Annotated in this window: 17 protein-coding genes; 9 read left to right on the forward strand and 8 right to left on the reverse strand. The window is 71.3% G+C overall.

All coding sequences use genetic code 11. From position 1 onward, the window contains the following. Positions 1-66: 66 nt before the first annotated feature. Positions 67-312 carry a DUF2630 family protein gene (locus AB0L65_RS03745; protein WP_357733942.1) on the forward strand — a complete coding sequence of 82 codons (246 nt, stop codon included), beginning with the start codon at positions 67-69 and terminating at the stop codon, positions 310-312. Positions 313-350: 38 nt separating this feature from the next. On the opposite strand, the gene AB0L65_RS03750 is transcribed toward AB0L65_RS03745, so the two are convergent. Beyond that, the gene (locus tag AB0L65_RS03750; RefSeq protein WP_364239991.1) at positions 351-929 is read right to left on the reverse strand and encodes a zinc ribbon domain-containing protein; all 579 of its coding nucleotides are present in this window, start codon (positions 927-929) and stop codon (positions 351-353) included. A gap of 210 nt (positions 930-1,139) precedes the next feature. On the opposite strand from AB0L65_RS03750, the gene AB0L65_RS03755 reads away from it, so the two are divergent. The 5 genes from AB0L65_RS03755 to AB0L65_RS03775 all read left to right on the forward strand — a co-directional run bounded on the left by AB0L65_RS03755 (position 1,140) and on the right by AB0L65_RS03775 (position 7,780). Next, positions 1,140-2,114 carry a GNAT family N-acetyltransferase gene (locus AB0L65_RS03755; protein ID WP_364239993.1) on the forward strand — a complete coding sequence of 325 codons (975 nt, stop codon included), beginning with the start codon at positions 1,140-1,142 and terminating at the stop codon, positions 2,112-2,114. A 34-nt stretch (positions 2,115-2,148) separates the two neighbouring features. Further along, positions 2,149-4,329, forward strand: coding sequence for a glycoside hydrolase family 6 protein (locus AB0L65_RS03760; protein ID WP_364239994.1), 2,181 nt, complete (start codon positions 2,149-2,151; stop codon positions 4,327-4,329). A 137-nt stretch (positions 4,330-4,466) separates the two neighbouring features. Next, complete coding sequence (locus AB0L65_RS03765; protein WP_364239996.1) at positions 4,467-5,780, forward strand: MFS transporter; 1,314 nt, start codon at positions 4,467-4,469, stop codon at positions 5,778-5,780. Between the two features lie 9 nt (positions 5,781-5,789). After that, a complete protein-coding gene (locus tag AB0L65_RS03770; RefSeq protein ID WP_364239998.1) occupies positions 5,790-6,455 on the forward strand; it encodes a response regulator transcription factor in 666 nt (221 codons plus the stop codon). Beyond that, positions 6,452-7,780 carry a HAMP domain-containing sensor histidine kinase gene (locus tag AB0L65_RS03775; protein ID WP_364240000.1) on the forward strand — a complete coding sequence of 443 codons (1,329 nt, stop codon included), beginning with the start codon at positions 6,452-6,454 and terminating at the stop codon, positions 7,778-7,780. The genes AB0L65_RS03770 and AB0L65_RS03775 overlap by 4 nt, the downstream gene beginning before the upstream one ends. Here AB0L65_RS03775 and AB0L65_RS03780 read toward each other — a convergent pair. Then, on the reverse strand, positions 7,771-8,676 hold the full coding sequence (locus AB0L65_RS03780) for a TAXI family TRAP transporter solute-binding subunit (protein ID WP_364240001.1): 906 nt from the start codon (positions 8,674-8,676) through the stop codon (positions 7,771-7,773). The two genes, AB0L65_RS03775 and AB0L65_RS03780, sit on opposite strands and share 10 nt — an antisense overlap. A gap of 34 nt (positions 8,677-8,710) precedes the next feature. On the opposite strand from AB0L65_RS03780, the gene AB0L65_RS03785 reads away from it, so the two are divergent. Then, on the forward strand, positions 8,711-9,427 hold the full coding sequence (locus tag AB0L65_RS03785; RefSeq protein ID WP_364240003.1) for a Mut7-C RNAse domain-containing protein: 717 nt from the start codon (positions 8,711-8,713) through the stop codon (positions 9,425-9,427). Here AB0L65_RS03785 and AB0L65_RS03790 read toward each other — a convergent pair. Next, the gene (locus AB0L65_RS03790) at positions 9,424-9,765 is read right to left on the reverse strand and encodes a hypothetical protein (RefSeq protein WP_364240005.1); all 342 of its coding nucleotides are present in this window, start codon (positions 9,763-9,765) and stop codon (positions 9,424-9,426) included. The genes AB0L65_RS03785 and AB0L65_RS03790 overlap by 4 nt on opposite strands. A gap of 255 nt (positions 9,766-10,020) precedes the next feature. On the opposite strand from AB0L65_RS03790, the gene AB0L65_RS03795 reads away from it, so the two are divergent. Together AB0L65_RS03795 and AB0L65_RS03800 are read left to right on the forward strand one after the other, a co-directional pair. Further along, a complete protein-coding gene (locus tag AB0L65_RS03795) occupies positions 10,021-11,310 on the forward strand; it encodes an IS200/IS605 family accessory protein TnpB-related protein (protein WP_364240007.1) in 1,290 nt (429 codons plus the stop codon). 56 nt (positions 11,311-11,366) lie between these two features. Further along, entirely contained in the window at positions 11,367-13,937 is a 2,571-nt protein-coding gene (locus AB0L65_RS03800) for a BTAD domain-containing putative transcriptional regulator (RefSeq protein ID WP_364240009.1), read from the forward strand. On the opposite strand, the gene urtE is transcribed toward AB0L65_RS03800, so the two are convergent. The 5 genes from urtE to urtA are packed head-to-tail and all read right to left on the reverse strand — an operon-like array spanning position 13,934 to position 18,367. Beyond that, positions 13,934-14,623 carry an urea ABC transporter ATP-binding subunit UrtE gene (urtE, locus tag AB0L65_RS03805; RefSeq protein WP_364240011.1) on the reverse strand — a complete coding sequence of 230 codons (690 nt, stop codon included), beginning with the start codon at positions 14,621-14,623 and terminating at the stop codon, positions 13,934-13,936. The two genes, AB0L65_RS03800 and urtE, sit on opposite strands and share 4 nt — an antisense overlap. Beyond that, on the reverse strand, positions 14,601-15,350 hold the full coding sequence (gene urtD, locus AB0L65_RS03810; protein WP_364240013.1) for an urea ABC transporter ATP-binding protein UrtD: 750 nt from the start codon (positions 15,348-15,350) through the stop codon (positions 14,601-14,603). Before urtD ends, urtE begins: the two co-directional genes overlap by 23 nt. Continuing rightward, on the reverse strand, positions 15,334-16,353 hold the full coding sequence (gene urtC, locus AB0L65_RS03815) for an urea ABC transporter permease subunit UrtC (protein WP_364240015.1): 1,020 nt from the start codon (positions 16,351-16,353) through the stop codon (positions 15,334-15,336). Before urtC ends, urtD begins: the two co-directional genes overlap by 17 nt. Beyond that, entirely contained in the window at positions 16,350-17,198 is an 849-nt protein-coding gene (gene urtB, locus AB0L65_RS03820; RefSeq protein WP_364240017.1) for an urea ABC transporter permease subunit UrtB, read from the reverse strand. The genes urtC and urtB overlap by 4 nt, the downstream gene beginning before the upstream one ends. Next, entirely contained in the window at positions 17,198-18,367 is a 1,170-nt protein-coding gene (gene urtA / locus AB0L65_RS03825; protein ID WP_364240562.1) for an urea ABC transporter substrate-binding protein, read from the reverse strand. Before urtA ends, urtB begins: the two co-directional genes overlap by 1 nt. Positions 18,368-18,592 lie beyond the last annotated feature (225 nt).

Below are 18,592 nucleotides of genomic sequence, written 5' to 3' on the forward strand. Positions count from 1 at the left end.
GCCGAAGTGCGGCGGGGGGAACGGGCCCCCGGGGCGGAAGGTGGGGACGGTGACTAGAGTTCAGGCATGCGGGACGACGAAATTCTCACCAAGATCAGTGCCCTGGTCGACGAGGAGCACGAGCTGCGCAACCGGCTGTCCACGGGCGAGGTGACCACGGACGAGGAGCACGAGCGCATCAAGCAGTTGGAGACGGCGCTCGACCAGTGCTGGGACCTGCTCAGGCAGCGCCGGGCCAGGCGGAGCGCGGGCGAGGACCCCGACAACGCCGCCGCCCGCCCCGCCAACGAGGTCGAGAACTACAGCCAGTGACTTGCTCCCCGGCCTGAATCCGGGGATTCCCGTGCCGCTCAGGCGGCAGTTCGCGGCGCGTCACCCGCGCCGCGAACTGTGGTACAGGGTGCTTGACGCTTCACCGACCCGGGAGGGTCTCCACGCCCTGACACGACCAGCCCGGCCGCGTGCCCTCTGGCTTTGATGTTCTTCGCAGCGTTCACATCAGCGTGCTCGACATGCCCGCAACTGGTGCATCGAAAGTCCGCTTGACTCTCGCGCGACTGGCGATCCACCGTCCCACAGGCCGGGTTCGAGCAGGTCTGCGACGTGTACCTGGGATCCACGAGGCGGATATCGGTCCCGGTGTAACGGGCCTTGGCCCGCAACGCGGTCTCCAACCCGTACCAGCCCTTATCCAAGATCGACTTATTCAGCCCGGCCTTGGCTGCGCGTCCGTTGGAAAGATACGCGCCCGGCATGCCGGCGAGCTGGCGGCATTGCTCGGCATAGCCGATGAACGCGCCCCGGCGCCGATAGGCGCGGCGCTGCTCCAAGCCGGTGTTCCAGACGCTGCGGCAGATCCCGCCCAGCCGCTCGGCGAACAGGCGCTGACCGAGATCGAAGTCCAGCCGATACTTCCGGGCCGCCAGCATGCACAAAACACCACCTTCCCCAACAGTCACTCAGTTCACAGCAGTGTTTCGAACATATTATCGCCCCGTCCTTGATCAGGGAGCGGAATACCGACGTGGCAGACACGCGGTCTCCGCGTCCACCTTCTCGTCCACTGAAGGCCGAGACTTACCTCGGACCTTCGATAAATTCGCTCGCCCCGGCCGTCGTCCGTGCGATTTGCTGGGCACATGTGGATCCAGCCCATCGATCTCGACCGGCCGGGCGACCTGGTCACGGGCCTGCATGAGGCGTACACGGCGGCCTGCTCCGACGACCCTGGCCCTCTGATGTCGCTCGCCAACTTCCGCCACGGCATCGCCAGGCACTCGCCGGGCGACCGGGCCGAGCTGTGGGCCGTCGTCGAGGGCGGCGAGGTCGTCGGCGGCTACGCCCTGTCGCTCTCCCAGCTCGACAACACGCACATGGGCTGGCTCTTCCCCCTCGTCGTCCGCCCCGAGCGGCGCGGCCGTGGGCTGGGCTCGGCGCTGTTCGAGCATGCGCGGGAGAGGTTGCGCCACCACGGCAGAAGCCTGGTCCTCACGGAGACGCCGGCCACCGGCGTGGGCGCCCGCTTCGCGCTCGCCCACGGCATGACGGTCGCGATCGCCGAGGCCCGCCGCGTACTGGATCTCCGCAAGACCGGCTGGGACGCCCTGGAACGCATGCTCCCCACCGTCGAGGGCTACCATCTCGAACGCTGGACCGGCCCGGCGGACCCCGGCCTGATCCCCGACCTCTCGACCCTGATGAACGGCATGAACGACGCCCCGCGCGACGCCGGCATCGAGGACTTCGACTTCAGCTCCGAGCGCATCCGCGACCGCGAGGAGGGCATCAAGGAGCGCGGCCTCACCAGCTATTCGATGATCGCCCGCCGCGACTCCGACGGAGCCCCCGCCGGATACACGCGCGTCTACCTCACCGCCGACCGCTCGGACGGCTGGGGACACCAGGCGGACACGACCGTGCTGGCCGGGCACCGGGGCCACCGCCTCGGACTGCTGCTCAAGCTCGCCAACCTGTTCTGGCTCCGCGAGCACGAGCCCCACCTGGAGCGGATCATCACCTGGAACGCCACCTCCAACGCCCACATGCTGGCCATCAACGAGGCCATGGGCTTCGAGCTCTTCGACGAATGGAACGAATGGCGATTGGAGCTGTAGGCCGTTCGGAGGCAGGGGGCTAACGTGATCCTTTATGACCTTGGAGGCGTTGAGGGACGGGGATCCGCGCCAGGTGGGGCCGTACACGCTCCTGGTTCGGCTGGGCGAGGGCGGCATGGGCGTCGTCTACCTGGGCCAGGCGCCGGACGGCACGCGGGTGGCGGTCAAGCTCATCCACGCCAGGATGGACGCGCAAGCGGACTTCAGACGGCGCTTCGCCCGTGAGGTGGCCGCCGCCCAGCGGGTCGCCCGCTTCTGCACCGCTCCCGTCCTGGACGCCGACGTCGAGGGGGACGTGGCGTACCTGGTCACCGAGTACGTCGAGGGGCCCAGCCTGGGGGACGCCGTCCGGGAGTCGGGGCCGCTGAAGGGCTCGGCGCTGGACGGCCTGGCCGCCGCGATGGCCATGGCCCTGCGCGCCATCCACGGGGCAGGGGTCGTGCACCGCGATCTCAAGCCATCGAACGTACTGCTCTCCCAGGTGGGGCCCAAGGTCATCGACTTCGGCATCGCGCAGCTCATGGACGCGGAGATGAGCAGCGCGATCGTGGGGACGCCGTCGTACATGTCGCCCGAGCAGGTGTCGGGCGCCACCATCGGCCCGGCCTCGGACATCTTCTCGTGGGGCTGCACGGTCGCCTACGCGGCGAGCGGCAAGCCGCCGTTCGGCTCGGGCTCGGTCCCCACGATCCTCCTGCGCATCGTCAACGACGCCCCGGAGCTGCACGGCCTCTCGGGCCCGCTGCGCGACCTGGTGCTCGCCTCGCTGACGAAGAACCCGCGCGAGCGCCCCACGGCCCAGGACCTGATGGACCACCTCAGCGTGGCGGACCCCGGCGGCGCTCCACTCCCCAGCGCGGAGGCGGACGCAAGCGATACTCCGGCATTCACTGGTACCACTGGCAGGCACACGAGCGCGACCGGTCACCCGGCGCACGCCGACGTGACAACGGCGCCGTCTGACGGCCCGCGACCGCCCGGCGCGGCGACGGCGCCGCCCGACAGCCCCTTGATTCCCAGTCCCGGGGTGGCGGGGAACCGGAGGAGGGTGCTCGCCGCGGCGGCGGCCGTCGCCGTGGCCGTGGGAGGCGCGTCCGTGGCCGTCGCCTGGCGCACCCTGGGCACCTCGTCGAGCGCCCGCACCCCCACCCAGACGACCACCACCGCCCAAGCCGCCCACTCCGACAACCAGGCCAAGCCCCAGAACCCGCTCACCGCCCCAGGCAAGATCACGTTCTACTCCCCGCCGGAGCCGGCCGCCACCCGCCAGGCCGAGCAGTGGAAGAAGGACCGCCCTGAGGACGCCGAGCTCATGAGCAGGCTGGCCGCCGTCCCCCATGCCATCCGCCTCAACCAGCCCGAGGCCAGGCCGGAGGTCGACGCCACCGTCACCGCGGCCCGGCAGGCGGGCGGCATCCCGGTGTTCCTGATCAACTCCCTGCCCGGCGGCGAGTGCCGCCCGGCCGCCGCCGCCGAACTGGCGACGTACCAGGAGTGGATCAAGGGCATTGCGGGCACGATAGGCCAGGCCGAGGCGGCGGTGATCCTCGAGCCGGGCGCCACGGTCAAGGTCCCCGGGGTCAAGGACTGCGACCCGCAGGGCTCGGTGGACCAGCGCTACGACGCCCTCCGCCAGGCCGTCCAGACCCTCAAGGCCAACCCGAACACGGCCGTCTACCTCGACGGCAGCCAGGACTACTACCCGGGCACCGCGATCATGGCCGAGAGGCTGATCAGGGCGGGCATCGACCGGGCGGACGGCTTCTTCCTCAACACGGCGGCCTACCAGCCCACGGAGAAGAGCGTCGCGTACGGCAAGGCGCTGTCGGCCTGCGTCAGCGTCCAGCGGGCCACGGGCGCCAAGGACTGCCCGTCGGGCGGAAAGGTGGACCCGGCGACGATGCCCCACTTCGTGGTCGACACCGCCAGGAACGGCCAGGGCTCGTGGGCCCCGCCGCCGAAGAAGTACCCCGACCCGCAGACGTGGTGCAACCCGCCGGGCCGGGGCGTCGGCGACCGGCCCACGACCGACACGGGTGAGGAGCTGGTGGACGCCTACCTGTGGATCGCGCGGGCGGGCTCGTCCAGCGGCCGGTGCAGGCGCGGGGAGGGCGGGGAGAAGGACCCCGAGCGCGGCGTCGTGTCCCCGGAGGCCGGCGAGTGGTGGCCGGATCTGGCGCTGGAGAGGGCCGAGAAGGCCAACCCGCCATTGTGACGGGCCGGGGCAAGCCCGAGGTTGCGCCCATGTTAAGCGGACGTTAGATCTCAGCCGCCTACCCTTGTCCGAACATCCTTCTGCGGAGAGGCTCTGGCCTGCACCTACTCCCCCCAGGCTCCACACAGGAGGTCCCCGTGAGCAAAGCACGCGTGCCGTGGAAGGCAGTGATCGGCGGCTCCGTCGGCAATCTGGTCGAGTGGTACGACTGGTTCGTCTACACCAGCTTCGCCGTCTATTTCGCCGCGTCCTTCTTCCCTGAGGGCGACAACACGGCGAAACTGCTCAACACCGCGGCCATCTTCGCCGTCGGCTTCTTCATGCGCCCGCTCGGCGGCTGGCTGCTCGGCCGCTACGCCGACAGGAAGGGCCGCAAGGCGGCGCTCACGCTCACCGTCACCCTCATGTCGGCCAGCGCCCTGCTGATCGCCATCGCCCCGACGTACGAGATGGTCGGCTACTTCGGCGCCGTGGTGCTGGTGGTGGCCCGCCTGCTGCAGGGGCTGTCGGTCGGCGGCGAGTACGCGGCCAGCGCCACGTACCTCACCGAGGCCACCCCGCGCGGCCGGCGCGGCTTCGCCTCGAGCTTCCAGTACGTCTCCATGACCGCCGGCCAGCTCGTCGGCCTCGGCCTGCAGATCATCCTGCAGAACACGATGTCCACGGAGGCCCTCAACTCCTACGGCTGGCGCATCCCGTTCGTGATCGGCGCGCTGGGCGCCGCGGTCGTGTTCTACCTGCGCCGCAACCTCCTGGAGACGGAGGCGTACGACGAGGAGGAGCGCGAGGTCGAGCACCAGGGCCGCGGCACGATCAAGCAGCTGCTCGCCCACAAGAAGGAGGCGCTGCTGGTCATCGCCCTGACCATGGGCGGCACGGTCGCGTACTACACCTACACCACGTACCTCACCAAATACCTCTCCATCACCGCCGGCCTGCCCAAGGAGACGGCCACGCTGGTGAGCTTCTGCGCGCTGTTCATCTTCATGTGCCTGCAGCCGCTGGCTGGCGGGCTGTCGGACCGGATCGGGCGGCGGCCGCTGCTGATCACGTTCGGGGTCGGGTCGATGCTGGGCACGGTGCCGCTGATGACGGCGCTCGGCGGGGTCACGGGGTTCGCCGGCGGGCTCACGCTCTCGCTGATCGGCCTGGTCATCGTCACCGGCTACACCTCGATCAACGCGGTGGTGAAGGCCGAGCTGTTCCCGACGAACATCCGCGCGCTCGGCGTCGCACTCCCCTACGCCATCGCGAACGCCCTGTTCGGCGGCACCGCCGAGTACGTGGCGCTGTGGTTCAAGAACAACAAGATCGAGTCCGGCTACTTCTGGTACGTCTCCGCCTGCGCCGCCGTGTCGCTCGTGGTCTACCTCACCATGCGCGAGACCAGGGACGCCGCCCTCTCCCGCGCCGAGCAGGCTTCGGAGGATGTGGTCGCGGCCCGCGTCTAACCTGACCGTATGCGAGTTCTCCTGGTCGAGGACGACGATCGGCTCGCGTCCGCGCTCACCACGGCCCTCGCCCGGCACGGCCATCAGGTCACCCGTGCCGGGCTGGCCGTCGACGCCCTCCGCCTGGCGGGGGGCGTCGATTTCGTCCTGCTCGACCTGGGCCTGCCCGACATGGACGGGCTCGACGTGCTACGCCGCCTGCGCCGGGTGTCGGCGGTGCCGCTCATCGTGGTCACGGCCCGCACGGAGGAGCGCGAGGTGCTGCGCGGGCTGCGGTCCGGGGCCGACGACTACCTGGTCAAGCCGTTCCGCACGGTGGAGCTGATGGCCCGCATGGAGGCGGTGGTGCGGCGCGGCACCAGACCGATGCCGGCCCGCGACGACGTGGTGAGCGTCGGCGACGTCCGCATCGACCTGGAGTCCAGGCAGGTCATGGTGGCCGGTGAGCCGGTGACGCTGACGCGGCGGGAGTTCGACGTGCTGGCATTGCTGGCGCGCGAGCCGGGCGTGGTGCGCGGCCGGGAGGAGATCCTCGACGAGGTCTGGGGCGACCCGCTGCTGTCGGCGTCCCGCTCGCTCGACGTGCACGTGGCCAACCTGCGGTCCAAGACCGGCCGTCCGGGGCTGGTGGAGACGCTGCGCGGCACCGGCTACCGGCTGGGCTCGACCGCGTGAACTCCCGCCTGGTGGTCACGTTCACCACGCTGATCGTCTTCCTGATCGCGGCGCTGGCCGTGCCGCTGGGCCTCGCCTACGCCTCCCACCGCACGAACCGCCTGCTCCTCGACCGCCGCGCCGACGCCACCCGCTTCGCGGAGCTGGCCGACCAGGCGGCCAGGGAGGACGACCGCTCGGGGCTGATCGCCGAGATCGACCGCTACGCCGAGCTCTACGGGGCGGCGGTACGCGTACGCGACCGCGACGGCTCCGTCCTGGCCACCGCGGGCCGCTTCGAGGCCGACGACCGGGAGGCCACCCGCCTGGCGCTGTCCGGCCGCACGACCGAGGACCTGCCCACGATCAGCCCGTTCGGACCGGCCACGGTGCTGCTGGCCGAGCCCGCGGGCCGGGACGCACAGTTGTCCGGCGTGGTGCTGCTGGAGGCCCCGACCGACCGGGCCAGGCAGGACGTGTCGCTGGTGTGGGGCGCGCTGCTGGTCGGCGCGCTGGTGGCGCTGGGCTACTCGGCGCTGGTGGCCAGGCGGCTGGCCCGCTGGATCCTGCGGCCTGTCACCGAGCTCGACCGGACCACGCGGGCCATCGCGCAGGGCAGGCTCGACGCGCGGGCGCATCCCGGCGCCGGGCCCTCCGAGCTGCGGCGGCTGGAGGAGCGCTTCAACGCCATGGCCGACGCGGTCTCCAACGCGATGGAGCGGCAGCGGGCGTTCGTGGCGGACGCCTCCCACGAGCTGCGCACCCCGCTCACGGTGCTGGGGCTGCGGCTGGAGAACCTGGAGCCGCATCTGAGGGGCGAGGGCACGGCCGAGTTCGAGGAGGCGATGGCGGAGCTGGACCGGCTGGCGCTGCTGGTGGAGGACCTGCTGGCGCTGGCGAAGGTGGAGGCGGGCGCGGGCGTCGAGGGCAAGGAGATCCCGCTGGCGCCCCGGCTGGGGACGTGGCGGGAGGTGTACGCGGCCAAGGGCATCCACCTCATAACCGAAATTTCGGAAATGGCGGTGGTTCCCGAGGCGGCGGCCAGGGTCGCGGACATCGCGCTCGACAACGCCCAGAAGTTCGTGCCCGAGGGCGGCACCGTCACGGTCACCCTGGAGGACGGGGTGCTGCGGATCGCGGACGACGGGCCCGGGCTCGGCGAGGAGGAGCGGGCGGAGGCGCTGGGACGGTTCTGGCGGTCCGGGGCCCACGCGAACGTGGTGGGCAGCGGCCTGGGCCTGGCCATCGCCGCCGAGCTGGCCAGGGCGTGCGGGGCCACGCTGGCGCTGCTGCCCGCCGTACCGCACGGTCTGGTCGTGGAGCTGCGCCTGAAGGCTCAGCCGTAGGCCGAGCGGTAATAGCGGGCGGCGCCCGGGTGGAGGGGGACGACGCCGGTGCCGATGGCGTAGCGCACGTCGAGCCGCCCGCCCGGCGCCGACGGGGCCTGGAGGCGGTCGCGGGCGCCGAAGAGGGTCTCGGTGATCGAGTAGGCCAGATCGTCCGGGAGCGTGGCCCGGCACATCAGGTAGCTGGGGGTGCCGATGGTCGGCACCGGCCGGCCGACGCCGTACACGCCGGCGGGCACCAGCCCGTGCTCGTAGAGCGGGCCGAACCGGCGGCGCAGGACCGTCACCAGCGGCTCCAGCGGCACGAGCTCGATGTCCTTCAGCGCGGTCAGGACCGGCGTGGGCACCCCGCCCGACCAGAAGAACGCCTCGATCGCGCCGTCGCGCAACGCCTGGACCGACTCGTCCAGCCCCAGCCTGCTGACCTCGGCGGGCTCGGCCAGGTCGGCCACGGCCAGCACGCGGGTGGCGGTCACCGCGGTGCCCGAGCCCTCCAGCCCGATGGAGACCGCCCGCCCCGCCAGATCCTTGACCGCCACGATGCCGGAGCCCCGCCGCACCACCAGGTGGACGTAGTTCATGTACACCCTGGCCAGCGCGGAGACCGGCTGGTGACGCACCCTGACGGCGTCGTCGGCGCTGTCGGCCAGCGCGAACGCCACGTCGGCCCGCCCGTCGGTCATCATCGTCAGGTTCTGCACACTGGCCGCGGTCTTCATCACCCGTACCGTGAGCCCGTCCTGCCGCAGCTCCCGCGCGAGCCCGTCGCCGAGCTGCTCGTAGATCCCGCCCGTCACGCCCGTCGCCAGCCGCAACTCGGCCCGCCTGCCATCGGTGGCCGAGCACCCGGCCGCCAGCGTGGCGAGCCCCAGGAAGGCGCGGCGAGATATCGGCATGAAATTACGTTATCCGGTCCACCAGAATGGACATGTGAGCGAACGGGACGCACGCCTACTCATCGCCTCAGAGCTGACGATGTTCCTGCCGGTGAGCCGGCGCCAGGAATGGCAGCGGGTGACGCCGGACGGCACCTCGACGCTGGGTCACCACGTCGAGTCGCTCGGCATCCCGCTGACCGAGGTGGGGCCGATGGTCGCCGACGGCCGCGGGGTGCCGCCGTCGTACCAGCTCGTGGCCGGTGACGTGGTGGAGGTCCAGCCGGTGCCGCGCCCGCAGCCGCTGCCGGCGGAGCCGCGGTTCCTGCTGGACGTGCACCTGGGCACGCTGGCGCGGCGGCTGCGGCTGCTCGGCATCGACACGGCCTACCACAACGACATGGACGACCCCTCGCTGGTGGTGCAGGCCAACGAGGAGCACCGGGTGCTGCTCACGCAGGACCGCGGCCTGCTGCGCCGCCGCGCGCTGTGGCTGGGCGCGTACGTACGCGGCTCCCGCCCCGCCGACCAGCTCCGCGACCTGCTCGAACGCTTCACGCCGCCGCTGCGCCCGTGGACGCGGTGCACGGCGTGCAACGGCGAGCTGCGGCCGGTCGCCAAGCAGGAGATCGCGCCGCTGCTGGAGGCGGGCACGGAGCGCAACTACGACGCGTACGGGCGGTGCGGCGAGTGCGGCCAGGTCTACTGGCGCGGCGCGCACAGCGACCACCTGGAGGAGATCATCAGGTCGGCCCGCGCCTGGACCGCCTAGCGGCAGAGGGTGAAGGGCTCGACGCCGGGCAGGTGGCGGGCCCACTCCTGGGCGGTGAGGGTACGTCCGGCGCGCCGGCAGACGGCGCCGGCCACCCGCTCCCCGTCGAGCTCGTGGGTGCGCAGCGTGCCGTCCGGCGTGACGCTGTAGACCCTTTTGCCGTCCGGTGAGAACGCCGGCCGGCCGCTCCCGACCGCCTGGAACGACTGGAGGCCGTCGAAGATCATGCCCAGCGGGTGGTTGTGCGGCACGTCCCACAGGCGGACGCGGTCGCCCCCCTCGTACGCGCGAGCATGCGCCTGTCGGCGCCAAGCCGCCCGGCATACCACTGTCGGCACCGGAGCCGCTCTGCTCAGATTCCGTTTTGGCCAGTGGGGCCGCGTTGTGCATCTCCCGAGAATTGTCGTGCACATGTTCTACCCGGCAGATTCAACCCTTGGCATTGTGACGGCCACGCAACGTGAAAACCGGGGAAGGGCGAGCGCCAGTCATGTCGACGTGCCCGTTCGACCGTGATCCGCAGGCGCCTTTCGTGTGTCGCCCTCGCCGGTCGGCCATGGGCCACGTCGGCATCACGGCGAAGGCGGGCGAACATGGCTGAGCTGCGTCCGATCGCTCCCGCCTTTGTCTCACCCGGCCCGTCTGGCGTCGCCGTCCGCGACCGGCTCCAACATCTCATCCCAACAGACGAGGAACTGCTGCGCCTGGTCGGCGCGCATCTGGGCGCGCTGGCCTCCGCGGACCTGAAAACCCGGTCCGCCGACGGACTGGAGCACTGCGCCGACACCTGGGCGGACCGCAAACGTGAGCTGACCGTGCAGTCGTCGGCGCGCTGGGCCGGGGCCATCACCAAAGCGTCGCACGACCAGTGGGCGCTGGCCCGCCGCGGCCAGGCCGAACACATCCGCGGCCTCCAGGCCGCCATCGCCACGATCACCCGCCGACTGTCCCTGCCCGTCGGGAAGAAGGACCAGCAGGCCGGGCGGGTGCGCGTGGTGCGGGGCGGCAAACGCCTCGCCCGCGCCCGGCACCACCTGGACACTGCCGGGCTCACCGAGGCCGAGTGGCGGCAGCAGTGGGAGGCCGAGCGGTGGTTCCTGGCCGCTGATGGCGAGTCCGGCAAACGCTACGGCAACGAGACCATCCGCATCACCTCCGACGGCCAGGTGTCGATCCGGCTGCCCGCGCCGCTGGCACACCACGCGAACGCGCCGCACGGCCGCTACGTCCTGTCCTGCCGGGTGGCCTTCGCCCACCGCGGCACCGAGTGGGCCGATCGCATCGAGGCCAACCGGGCCGTGGCCTACCGCATCCACCTGGCCGCCTGGTGCCTGGACACCTACGGCAACCCGATCGGCAACCCCCGCCGCTTCTCCTACGACCTGAGCGGGACCACCGGGCATCGCGACGCCCAGATCCGCCACGCCCTGACCCGGCTACTGCACTGGGCACGCACCTGCGGCGTGAACGCCATCGCCATCGAAGACCTCGACTTCGAAGCGGAGAAGACCCGGGAGAAGCACGGTCGCCGCAAACGCTTCCGCCGGCTGATCTCCGGCATGCCCACCGGCAGGCTGCGGGCCCGGTTGACGTCGATGGCCGACCAGAGCGGGATCGCGATCATCGCCGCCGACCCGGCCTACACCTCCCGGTGGGGCGCCCAGCACTGGCAGCAGCCCCTCACCACCACCAAACGCACAACCACCCGCCACGACGCAGCTGCCGTGGCGATCGGCAGACGCGCCCAAGGGCACCCGATCCGGCGACGGACGGCACCGCCCCCTGCCCGTATGCGGGCGACCAGAACGCTCAACACCGTTCGGAGCGTTCGGCTGAGCACATGCACCTCAGGCTCAGTCCATAGGAACGGTCGGTGGGAGTGAGAGCAGCCATCAGTTGTGCCATTCTGATCGACGTCTCCTCCTCAAAGGAAGGTCGCGTGGAATTTCGCATCATGGGGCCGCTCGAGGTGCTCGACGGCGACGGCCAGGACCGCACCCCCACCGTGCCGAAGCACCGCGACCTGCTGGCGATGTTCCTGCTGAACGCCGGGCGCCCGCTCAAGGTCGAGCGGCTGCGCAGGCTGCTGTGGCCACGCGAGGGCGGCGACCGCTCCGACTCGCTGGTGCGCGGCTACGTCGGCCAGCTCCGCCAGCTCGTGGGGAAAGACGTGATCACGACCGTGGCGGGCTCGTACGTGCTGGCGCTGGGCGACGGGCAGCTCGACGTCGACCGGTTCCGCCTGCTGGTGGACAAGGGGGCCTACGAGGAGGCGCTGAGTCTGTGGCGAGGCGAGGTCCTGGAGGACGTCGACCCCGAGGGCGAGCGGTGGGTCGAGACGCGCCGGCTGCGCGAGGAGCTGGAGGAGCTGCGATTACTGGCGCTGGAGCGCCGGGTGCAGGCCGACCTGGACGCTGGCAGGCACCGCGAGCTGCTCGCCGAGCTGCGCCGGCTGACCAGGCAGCACCCGATGTGGCAACGCTTCCGCGGCCAGTACATGCTGGCCCTCTACCGCAGCGGCCGCCGGGTGGACGCGCTGGCCGCGTACGCGGTGCTGCGTGACCAGCTCGACGGCGGGCTCGCGATCGAGCCCGACTCCGAGCTGCAGCTGCTCTACCACCGCATGCTGCACGACGACGTGTCGCTGCACGTCTCGGCCGGCCCGCCGGTGCTGCTGCCGCCCGACGTGACCGGCTTCACCGGCCGGGGCGAGCTGCTCGACGAGGTGGTGGGCGGCCACGTCGTGGTGCACGGGCAGGCGGGCGCGGGCAAGTCGGCGCTGGCCGTGCACGCGGCCTGGCGGGAGCGGGAGAGCTTCCCCGACGGCATCCTGTACGCCGACCTGCGCGAGACGACGGCGCCGTCGGCCGTGCTGGAGGACTTCCTGCGCTGGCTGGGCTGCCCGGCCCAGGCGATCCCGGCGTCGCCGGAGCAGCGGGAGCGCTTGTTCCGCACCTACACGGCCAACCGCAGGCTGCTGGTGCTGCTCGACAACGCCTCGGGCGAGGCGCAGGTGCGGCCGCTGCTGACCTCGTGCCCGACGATCGTGACCAGCCGGTCCTCGCTCGGCGGCCTGACGGGCGCGCGGCGGCTGTCGGTGGGCGTGCTCGGCGCCGGCGAGGCCATCGACCTGCTGGTGAGCGGCTCGGGCCGGCCGGCCGACGACGCCATGACCCGGCTGGCCCGCTTCTGCGGCGGCCTGCCGATCGCGCTGCGCATCGCCGGCTCCCGGCTGGCCGCCCGGCCGGAGTGGACCGTCGACTACCTGGTGGGCCTGCTGGAGGACGAGCACGAGCGGCTCGACCGGCTGCACGCGGGTGACCAGGCGGTGCGCAGTGTGTTCGCGATCGGCTTCGACGGGCTGCCCGAGTCCGCCCGGCTGACGCTGCGGGGGCTCGGCGCGCTGTCGGCCCCCGACTTCGCCGACTGGGTGACCGAGCAGCTCGGCGGGCAGGCCGAGGCGCTGGTGGACGCGGGACTGCTGGAGACGCACGGCGTGGACGTGGCGGGCCAGGTCCGCTACCGGCTGCACGACCTGACCAGGCTCTTCGCCCGCGAGCAGCCCGTGCCGGGCGTGCTGGGGCGGCTGTCGGAGGTGGTGCTGGCCAGGGTGCGGGCCTCGCGGTTCTCGCTGGTGTCGGGCGATCCGGCCACGGCCGTGGCCACCAGGGACATCAGGGAGTCGGTCGAGTGGCTGGCGGCGGAGCGGGCGTTCCTGGTGAGCCTGGTGGCCGACCTGCACGCGGCGGGGCTCGACGAGGGGTGCTGGCGGCTGGCGCACCTGCTGGCTCCCTACCTGGAGCGCCACCGGTTCCTGGACGACTGGCGGGCGGTGGCCGCGCGGGCGCTGGAGTCGGCGCGGCGCTCGGGCGACGACCGGGGCGAGGCGCTGGTCCTGCTGGACCAGGGCGACCTGCACCTGGCCGAGCGGGAGTGGGAGCTCGCGCACGGGCGGCTGCGGCTGGCGCTGGGCATGTTCCTGCGGCAGGGCCGGACCCGCGAGGTGAACCACACCAGGCGCCGGCTCGGCCGCGTCCACCTGGAGCAGGGGCGGCTGGAGGACGCCGAGCGGGCCCTGCGCACCTGTCTGGAAGGCGCCGGCAACCAGCGGGACGCCGCCGACGCCGAGCGCGTGCTCGGCGCCGTGCTGCGCCGCGCGGGGCGGCTCGACGAGGCCGCCGAACGCCTGCGGGCCGCCGTCAAGCACCTGGAGGAGCTGGGCGACCGGCACCGGCAGGCCGACACGCTGCTCGACCTGTCCGCGACGCACCTGGCGCAGGCCGCCAAATCGGACGCCAGGGCCGCCGCCGAGCAGGCGAGGAGCATCGCCGTACGCCTCGGCGACCGGCTGCTGGACGCGCACGCCCTGCTGGCCCTGGCCAGGGTGAACCGGGCCGAGGGCGCGGCGGGGCGGGCGCGGGAGCTGGCCGGGGCGGCGCTGGAGGTGTTCGAGCAGACCGGCGACCGCCAGGGCGCCGCCAACGCCCGCGCCCTCCTGGCCCCGGGTTAGACCGCGAGCAGGCGGCGCACGTCCTCCCGGTGCAGCTCCTCGGCGGCCCCGGTGCGCACGACGTGCCCGCCGTCGAGGATGACGAACGTGTCGGCCAGCCGCAGCGCGATGTCCAGGTACTGCTCCACCAGCAGCACTGCCAGCCCGGCGGCGTGCAGCCGCTCGATCGCCGCCTCGATCTCCAGGATGATCGACGGCTGGATGCCCTCGGTCGGCTCGTCGAGTATGAGCATCCTGGGCCTGGTGACCAGGGCCCGGGCCATGGCCAGCTGCTGCTGCTGGCCGCCCGACAGGTGGCCGGCGCTCCGTTTGAGCAGCGGCTTGAGCGCGGGGAACACGTCCAGGGCCTCGTCGATGGCCTCCCTGGTCACCTTGGCGGCCTCCATGGTGACCAGCAGGTTGCCCAGGACCGAGAGCTGGGGGAAGCACTGGTGGCCCTGGGGGACGTACCCCATGCCGAGCCTGACCCGCTCGTGCGGTTTCAGCCGGGTGACGTCGCGGCCGTCGAACGTGACCGTGCCGGCCGTCGCCGGGATCACGCCCATGACGGTGTTGAGCAGCGTGGTCTTGCCGACGCCGTTGCGTCCCATGACGCACACGAGCTGTCCGGGCCCGACCTCCAGAGAGACCCCGAACAGTACGCGTGCCCTCCCGTACCCCGACTCAAGGCCGGTCACCGACAGCATCGCTGGCCCTCCTCCCCAGGTAGACCTCCTGGACGCGGGGGTCGGCGCTGACCTCGTCGACCGACCCCTCCATGAGCACCCTGCCCTCGTGCAGCACGGTCACCGTCGAGGCGTGCCGCCGAAGGAACTCCATGTCGTGCTCCACCACGATCACCGTGTGGTCGGCGGCGATCTGGGTGAGCAGCTCCCCCGTGCGCTCCCGTTCGTCGCTGGACATGCCCGCCACCGGCTCGTCCAGGAGCAGCAGCCGGGGGCGCTGCGCCAGCAGCATGCCGATCTCCAGCCACTGGCGCTGGCCGTGCGAGAGAACACCGGCCGAACGTTCGGCGAGATCTTCGAGTCCGGTCCTGGCCAGCGCCTCCTCGACGGCCTCCGACACGCCCTTGCGCCGCCTGGCCAGCGACCAGAGCGGCTTGCGGAAGCTGGCCGCGAGGTCGAGGTTCTCGACCACGGTCAGCTCCTCGAACACGACCGACGTCTGGAACGTGCGGCCGACGCCCAGTCGGACGATCTGGTGCTCCCTCCTGCCGACCAGGTCGTGCTCGCCGAACCGCACGCTGCCCGCCGCCGGCCTGGTGAGCCCGGTGATCACGTCGATCAGCGTGGTCTTGCCCGCGCCGTTGGGCCCGATCAGGAAGCGCAGCTCGCCCTCGGGCACGGTCAGGTCCACGCCGTCGAGCGCCCGGAACCCGTCGAACACGACCTGGACGTCACGTAGTTCGAGCACGCCGCCACCTCCCCACCAGGCCCACGATCCCCTTCGGGGCGAGCGTCATGACCAGGATGAACAGCGCGCCCTGCAGGTAGAGCCAGCCGTCGGCGAACTGCTCGCTGAACGCCGTCTTGGCGTAGCCCATGACGACCGCGCCGAGCACCGCGCCGGCCAGCGCGTGCCGCCCGCCGACCGCCACCGCGACGACCAGCTCCAGCGAGGGCACGACACCCAGCAGCGCGGGCGAGATGATGCCGACCACCGGCACGAACAGCGCGCCCGCCAGCCCCGCCATGCCCGCCGAGGCGGCGAAGGTGACGGTCTTGACCAGGGCCGGGTCGTAGCCGAGGAAACGCACCCGGTCCTCGCCGTCCCTGACGGCGACGAGGAGCCGGCCGTAGCGGCTGTTCACGAGCTGGCGGGTGGCGAGGTAGAGGGCTCCGAGGACGACCGCCACCACGAGGTAGAGCGTCCGCTGCGTGGAGTCCTCGGCCAGGTCCTGGCCGAACAGCTCGAAGAAGTTCGTCATGCCGTTGGTGCCGCCGGTCAGGCCCTGCTGGCCGACGAGCAGGATGACCAGGGCGGCGGCCAGCGCCTGGGTGAGGATCGCGAAGTACGCACCCCGTACCCGCTGCCGGAACACCAGCGCGCCCAGCAGCAGCGCGATCGCCACGGGTCCGAGCACGGCCATGGCGAGGGCGAATATGGGGTTGGCGAACGGCGCCCACAGCGCGGGCAGCCGCTCCACCCCGCTCCACACCATGAAGTCGGGCAGCCCGCCGCCGGCCTCGGTGAGCTTGAGGTACATCGCCATGGCGTAGCCGCCGAGCCCGAAGAAGACGCCCTGGCCGAGGGTGAGCATGCCGCCCTGCCCCCAGGCCAGCCCGATCCCGAGCGCGACGATCGCGTAGCAGAGGTATTTCGCCAGCAGCCCCAGCCGGAACGGCTCCAGCAGCAGCGGGGCCGCCACCAGGGCGATCACGGCCACGGTCGCGAAAGGCAGATTTCTCTTGATCATGTGAGCACCCTCGACCGCAGCACGAACATGCCCTGCGGGCGCACCTGCAGGAACGCGATGATCACGGCGAACACGATGACCTTCGCCAGGGAGGCGTCCGACCAGAACTCGGCGTAGGAGTTCAGCAGCCCCAGCCCGATCGCGGCCAGCACGGCGCCGCGCAGCTGCCCGAGCCCGCCCGCCACGACGACGAGGAACGCGTCCACGATGTAGTACGTGCCGAGCGCCGGCCCGACGGGCCCGATCAGCGTCAGCGCCACCCCGGCCACGCCCGCCAGCCCGGACCCGATGAAGAACGTCAGCATGTCCACCCGGCCGGTGTCGATGCCGCTGGTCGCGGCGAGCTGCCGGTTCTGCACGACGGCCTGGGTCCGGCGGCCGAGCCCGGTGCGGTTGAGGTACACCCAGACCGCCACCACGCCGGCGATCGCGAGCCCCATGATGAACAGCCGGTTGTAGGGCAGGATGCCCACCCCGCCCGCGAGCCAGGAGGGGGCGGGCACCTGCACGTTCGGCGCGCCGAACAGGTCGCGGGCGAGCTGCTGCAGCACCAGGCTGACGCCCCAGGTGAGCAGCAGCGTGTCCAGCGGGCGGCCGTAGAAGTGCCTGATGGCGGCCCGTTCCAGGATCAGGCCCATGAGCCCCGCCACCAGGAACGCCGCCGGCAGCGCGAGCACCAGGTCCTGCAGCAGGAACGCGGTGTACGCGCCCGCCATGATGAACTCGCCGTGCGCCATGTTGATCACGCCCATCTGCCCGAACGTGAACGTCAGCCCGAGCGCGATGAGCAGCAGCACCGCCCCGATGGACAGGCCGATGGGGAGCTGGTTGAGGAAGGCCGGCATCACTGCCCCGCCGCCAGGCCGGCGGCCCAGGAGTAGCCCTTGAGGTACGGGTCCGGCTTGATCGGCTTGCCGGAGTCCCACACCTGCTTGATCAGGCCGTCGGGCTGGACGATGCCGATGCGGGCGGTCTTGTACATGTGCTGGTTCTCGCCGTCGATGGTGACCAGGCCCTCGGGGCGTTCGAGCGAGATGCCGGGCGCGGCCTTCTTGACCGCCTCGACCTCGGTGCTGCCCGCCTTCTTGACCGCCTCGGCCCACAGGTAGACCGCGTTGTAGCCGGCTTCCATGGGGTCGGAGGTGACCTTGTTCTGCCCGTACTTGGCCTTGTACGCCTTGACGAACGCGTCGTTGGCCGGGGTGTCGGTGGTCTGGTAGTAGTTCCAGGCGACCGGCTGGCCCACGATGTTGTCCACGCCGATGCCGGTGACCTCCTCCTCGGCGATGCTCACCGACAGCACCGGCATGCTGTCGGCGGACGAGCCCGCGCTCTTGAGCTGCTTGAAGAAGGCCACGTTGCTGTCGCCGTTCAGGGTGTTGAAGACGGCGTCCGGCTTGGCCTGCATGACCTTGTTGACCAGCGTGGAGTATTCGGTGTGGCCGAGCGGCGTGTACTCCTCGCCGAGGATCTCCATCCCGTTCGCCGCCGCGTACGCCTTGATGATCTTGTTCGCGGTCCGCGGGAAGACGTAGTCGCTGCCCACCAGGAACAGCTTCTTCTTGCCCTGCTCCTTCAGGTAGTCGAGGCCGGGGATGATCTGCTGGTTGGTGGTGGCGCCCGTGTAGAAGATGTACGGCGAGCTCTCCAGGCCCTCATACTGCACCGGATACCAGAGCAGGGCCTTGTGGCGCTCGAAGACCGGCAGCATGGCCTTCCTGCTGGCCGAGGTCCAGCCGCCGAAGACAGTGGCGACCTTGTCCTGCCTGATCAGCTTGGTGGCCTTCTCCGCGAACGTGGGCCAGTCGGAGGCGCCGTCCTCCACCACGGGGACGAGCTGCTTGCCGAGCACGCCGCCGGCCTTGTTGATCTCTTCGATGGCCAGGAGTTCGGCGTCGCGGACGGTGACCTCGCTGATCGCCATCGTGCCGCTGAGCGAGTGGAGGAGGCCCACCTTGATCTCCTTGGAGTCGGCGGGCTTGGCGTTCGATCCGCAGGCCGCGAGGGCTAACACCAAGGTGGCGGAGACAATCGGACGGGAGATGCGCACAGCCGTTCCTTCCTGCCGACCGTTACTGGGAGAAAGGTGACTCCGCGAGGTTTCCCGAGTAGATCGCGGTTGTTAAGACGCGTTTGCCGAGTGTTCACAAATGCACTTAATCCGAAATATGGGGGTTGAGTCGCAGTGCGAAACCAACACGACATGCCCCGGCAACAGCCACGAAACCGCCGGTTCCTA

Origin of the sequence: Nonomuraea sp. NPDC052116 (genome assembly GCF_040680035.1) — a bacterium.
GTDB lineage: Bacteria > Actinomycetota > Actinomycetes > Streptosporangiales > Streptosporangiaceae > Nonomuraea > Nonomuraea angiospora_A.

Coding starts and splice junctions, on each gene's coding strand:
- urtC (WP_364240015.1), bottom strand. CDS start 16,353: ATGATCAAGAGAAATCTGCCTTTCGCGACCGTGGCCGTGATCGCCCTG.
- AB0L65_RS03745 (WP_357733942.1), top strand. CDS start 67: ATGCGGGACGACGAAATTCTCACCAAGATCAGTGCCCTGGTCGACGAG.
- AB0L65_RS03795 (WP_364240007.1), top strand. CDS start 10,021: ATGGCTGAGCTGCGTCCGATCGCTCCCGCCTTTGTCTCACCCGGCCCG.
- AB0L65_RS03770 (WP_364239998.1), top strand. CDS start 5,790: ATGCGAGTTCTCCTGGTCGAGGACGACGATCGGCTCGCGTCCGCGCTC.
- AB0L65_RS03755 (WP_364239993.1), top strand. CDS start 1,140: ATGTGGATCCAGCCCATCGATCTCGACCGGCCGGGCGACCTGGTCACG.
- urtE (WP_364240011.1), bottom strand. CDS start 14,623: ATGCTGTCGGTGACCGGCCTTGAGTCGGGGTACGGGAGGGCACGCGTA.
- AB0L65_RS03750 (WP_364239991.1), bottom strand. CDS start 929: ATGCTGGCGGCCCGGAAGTATCGGCTGGACTTCGATCTCGGTCAGCGC.
- AB0L65_RS03760 (WP_364239994.1), top strand. CDS start 2,149: ATGACCTTGGAGGCGTTGAGGGACGGGGATCCGCGCCAGGTGGGGCCG.
- urtB (WP_364240017.1), bottom strand. CDS start 17,198: ATGCCGGCCTTCCTCAACCAGCTCCCCATCGGCCTGTCCATCGGGGCG.
- AB0L65_RS03780 (WP_364240001.1), bottom strand. CDS start 8,676: ATGCCGATATCTCGCCGCGCCTTCCTGGGGCTCGCCACGCTGGCGGCC.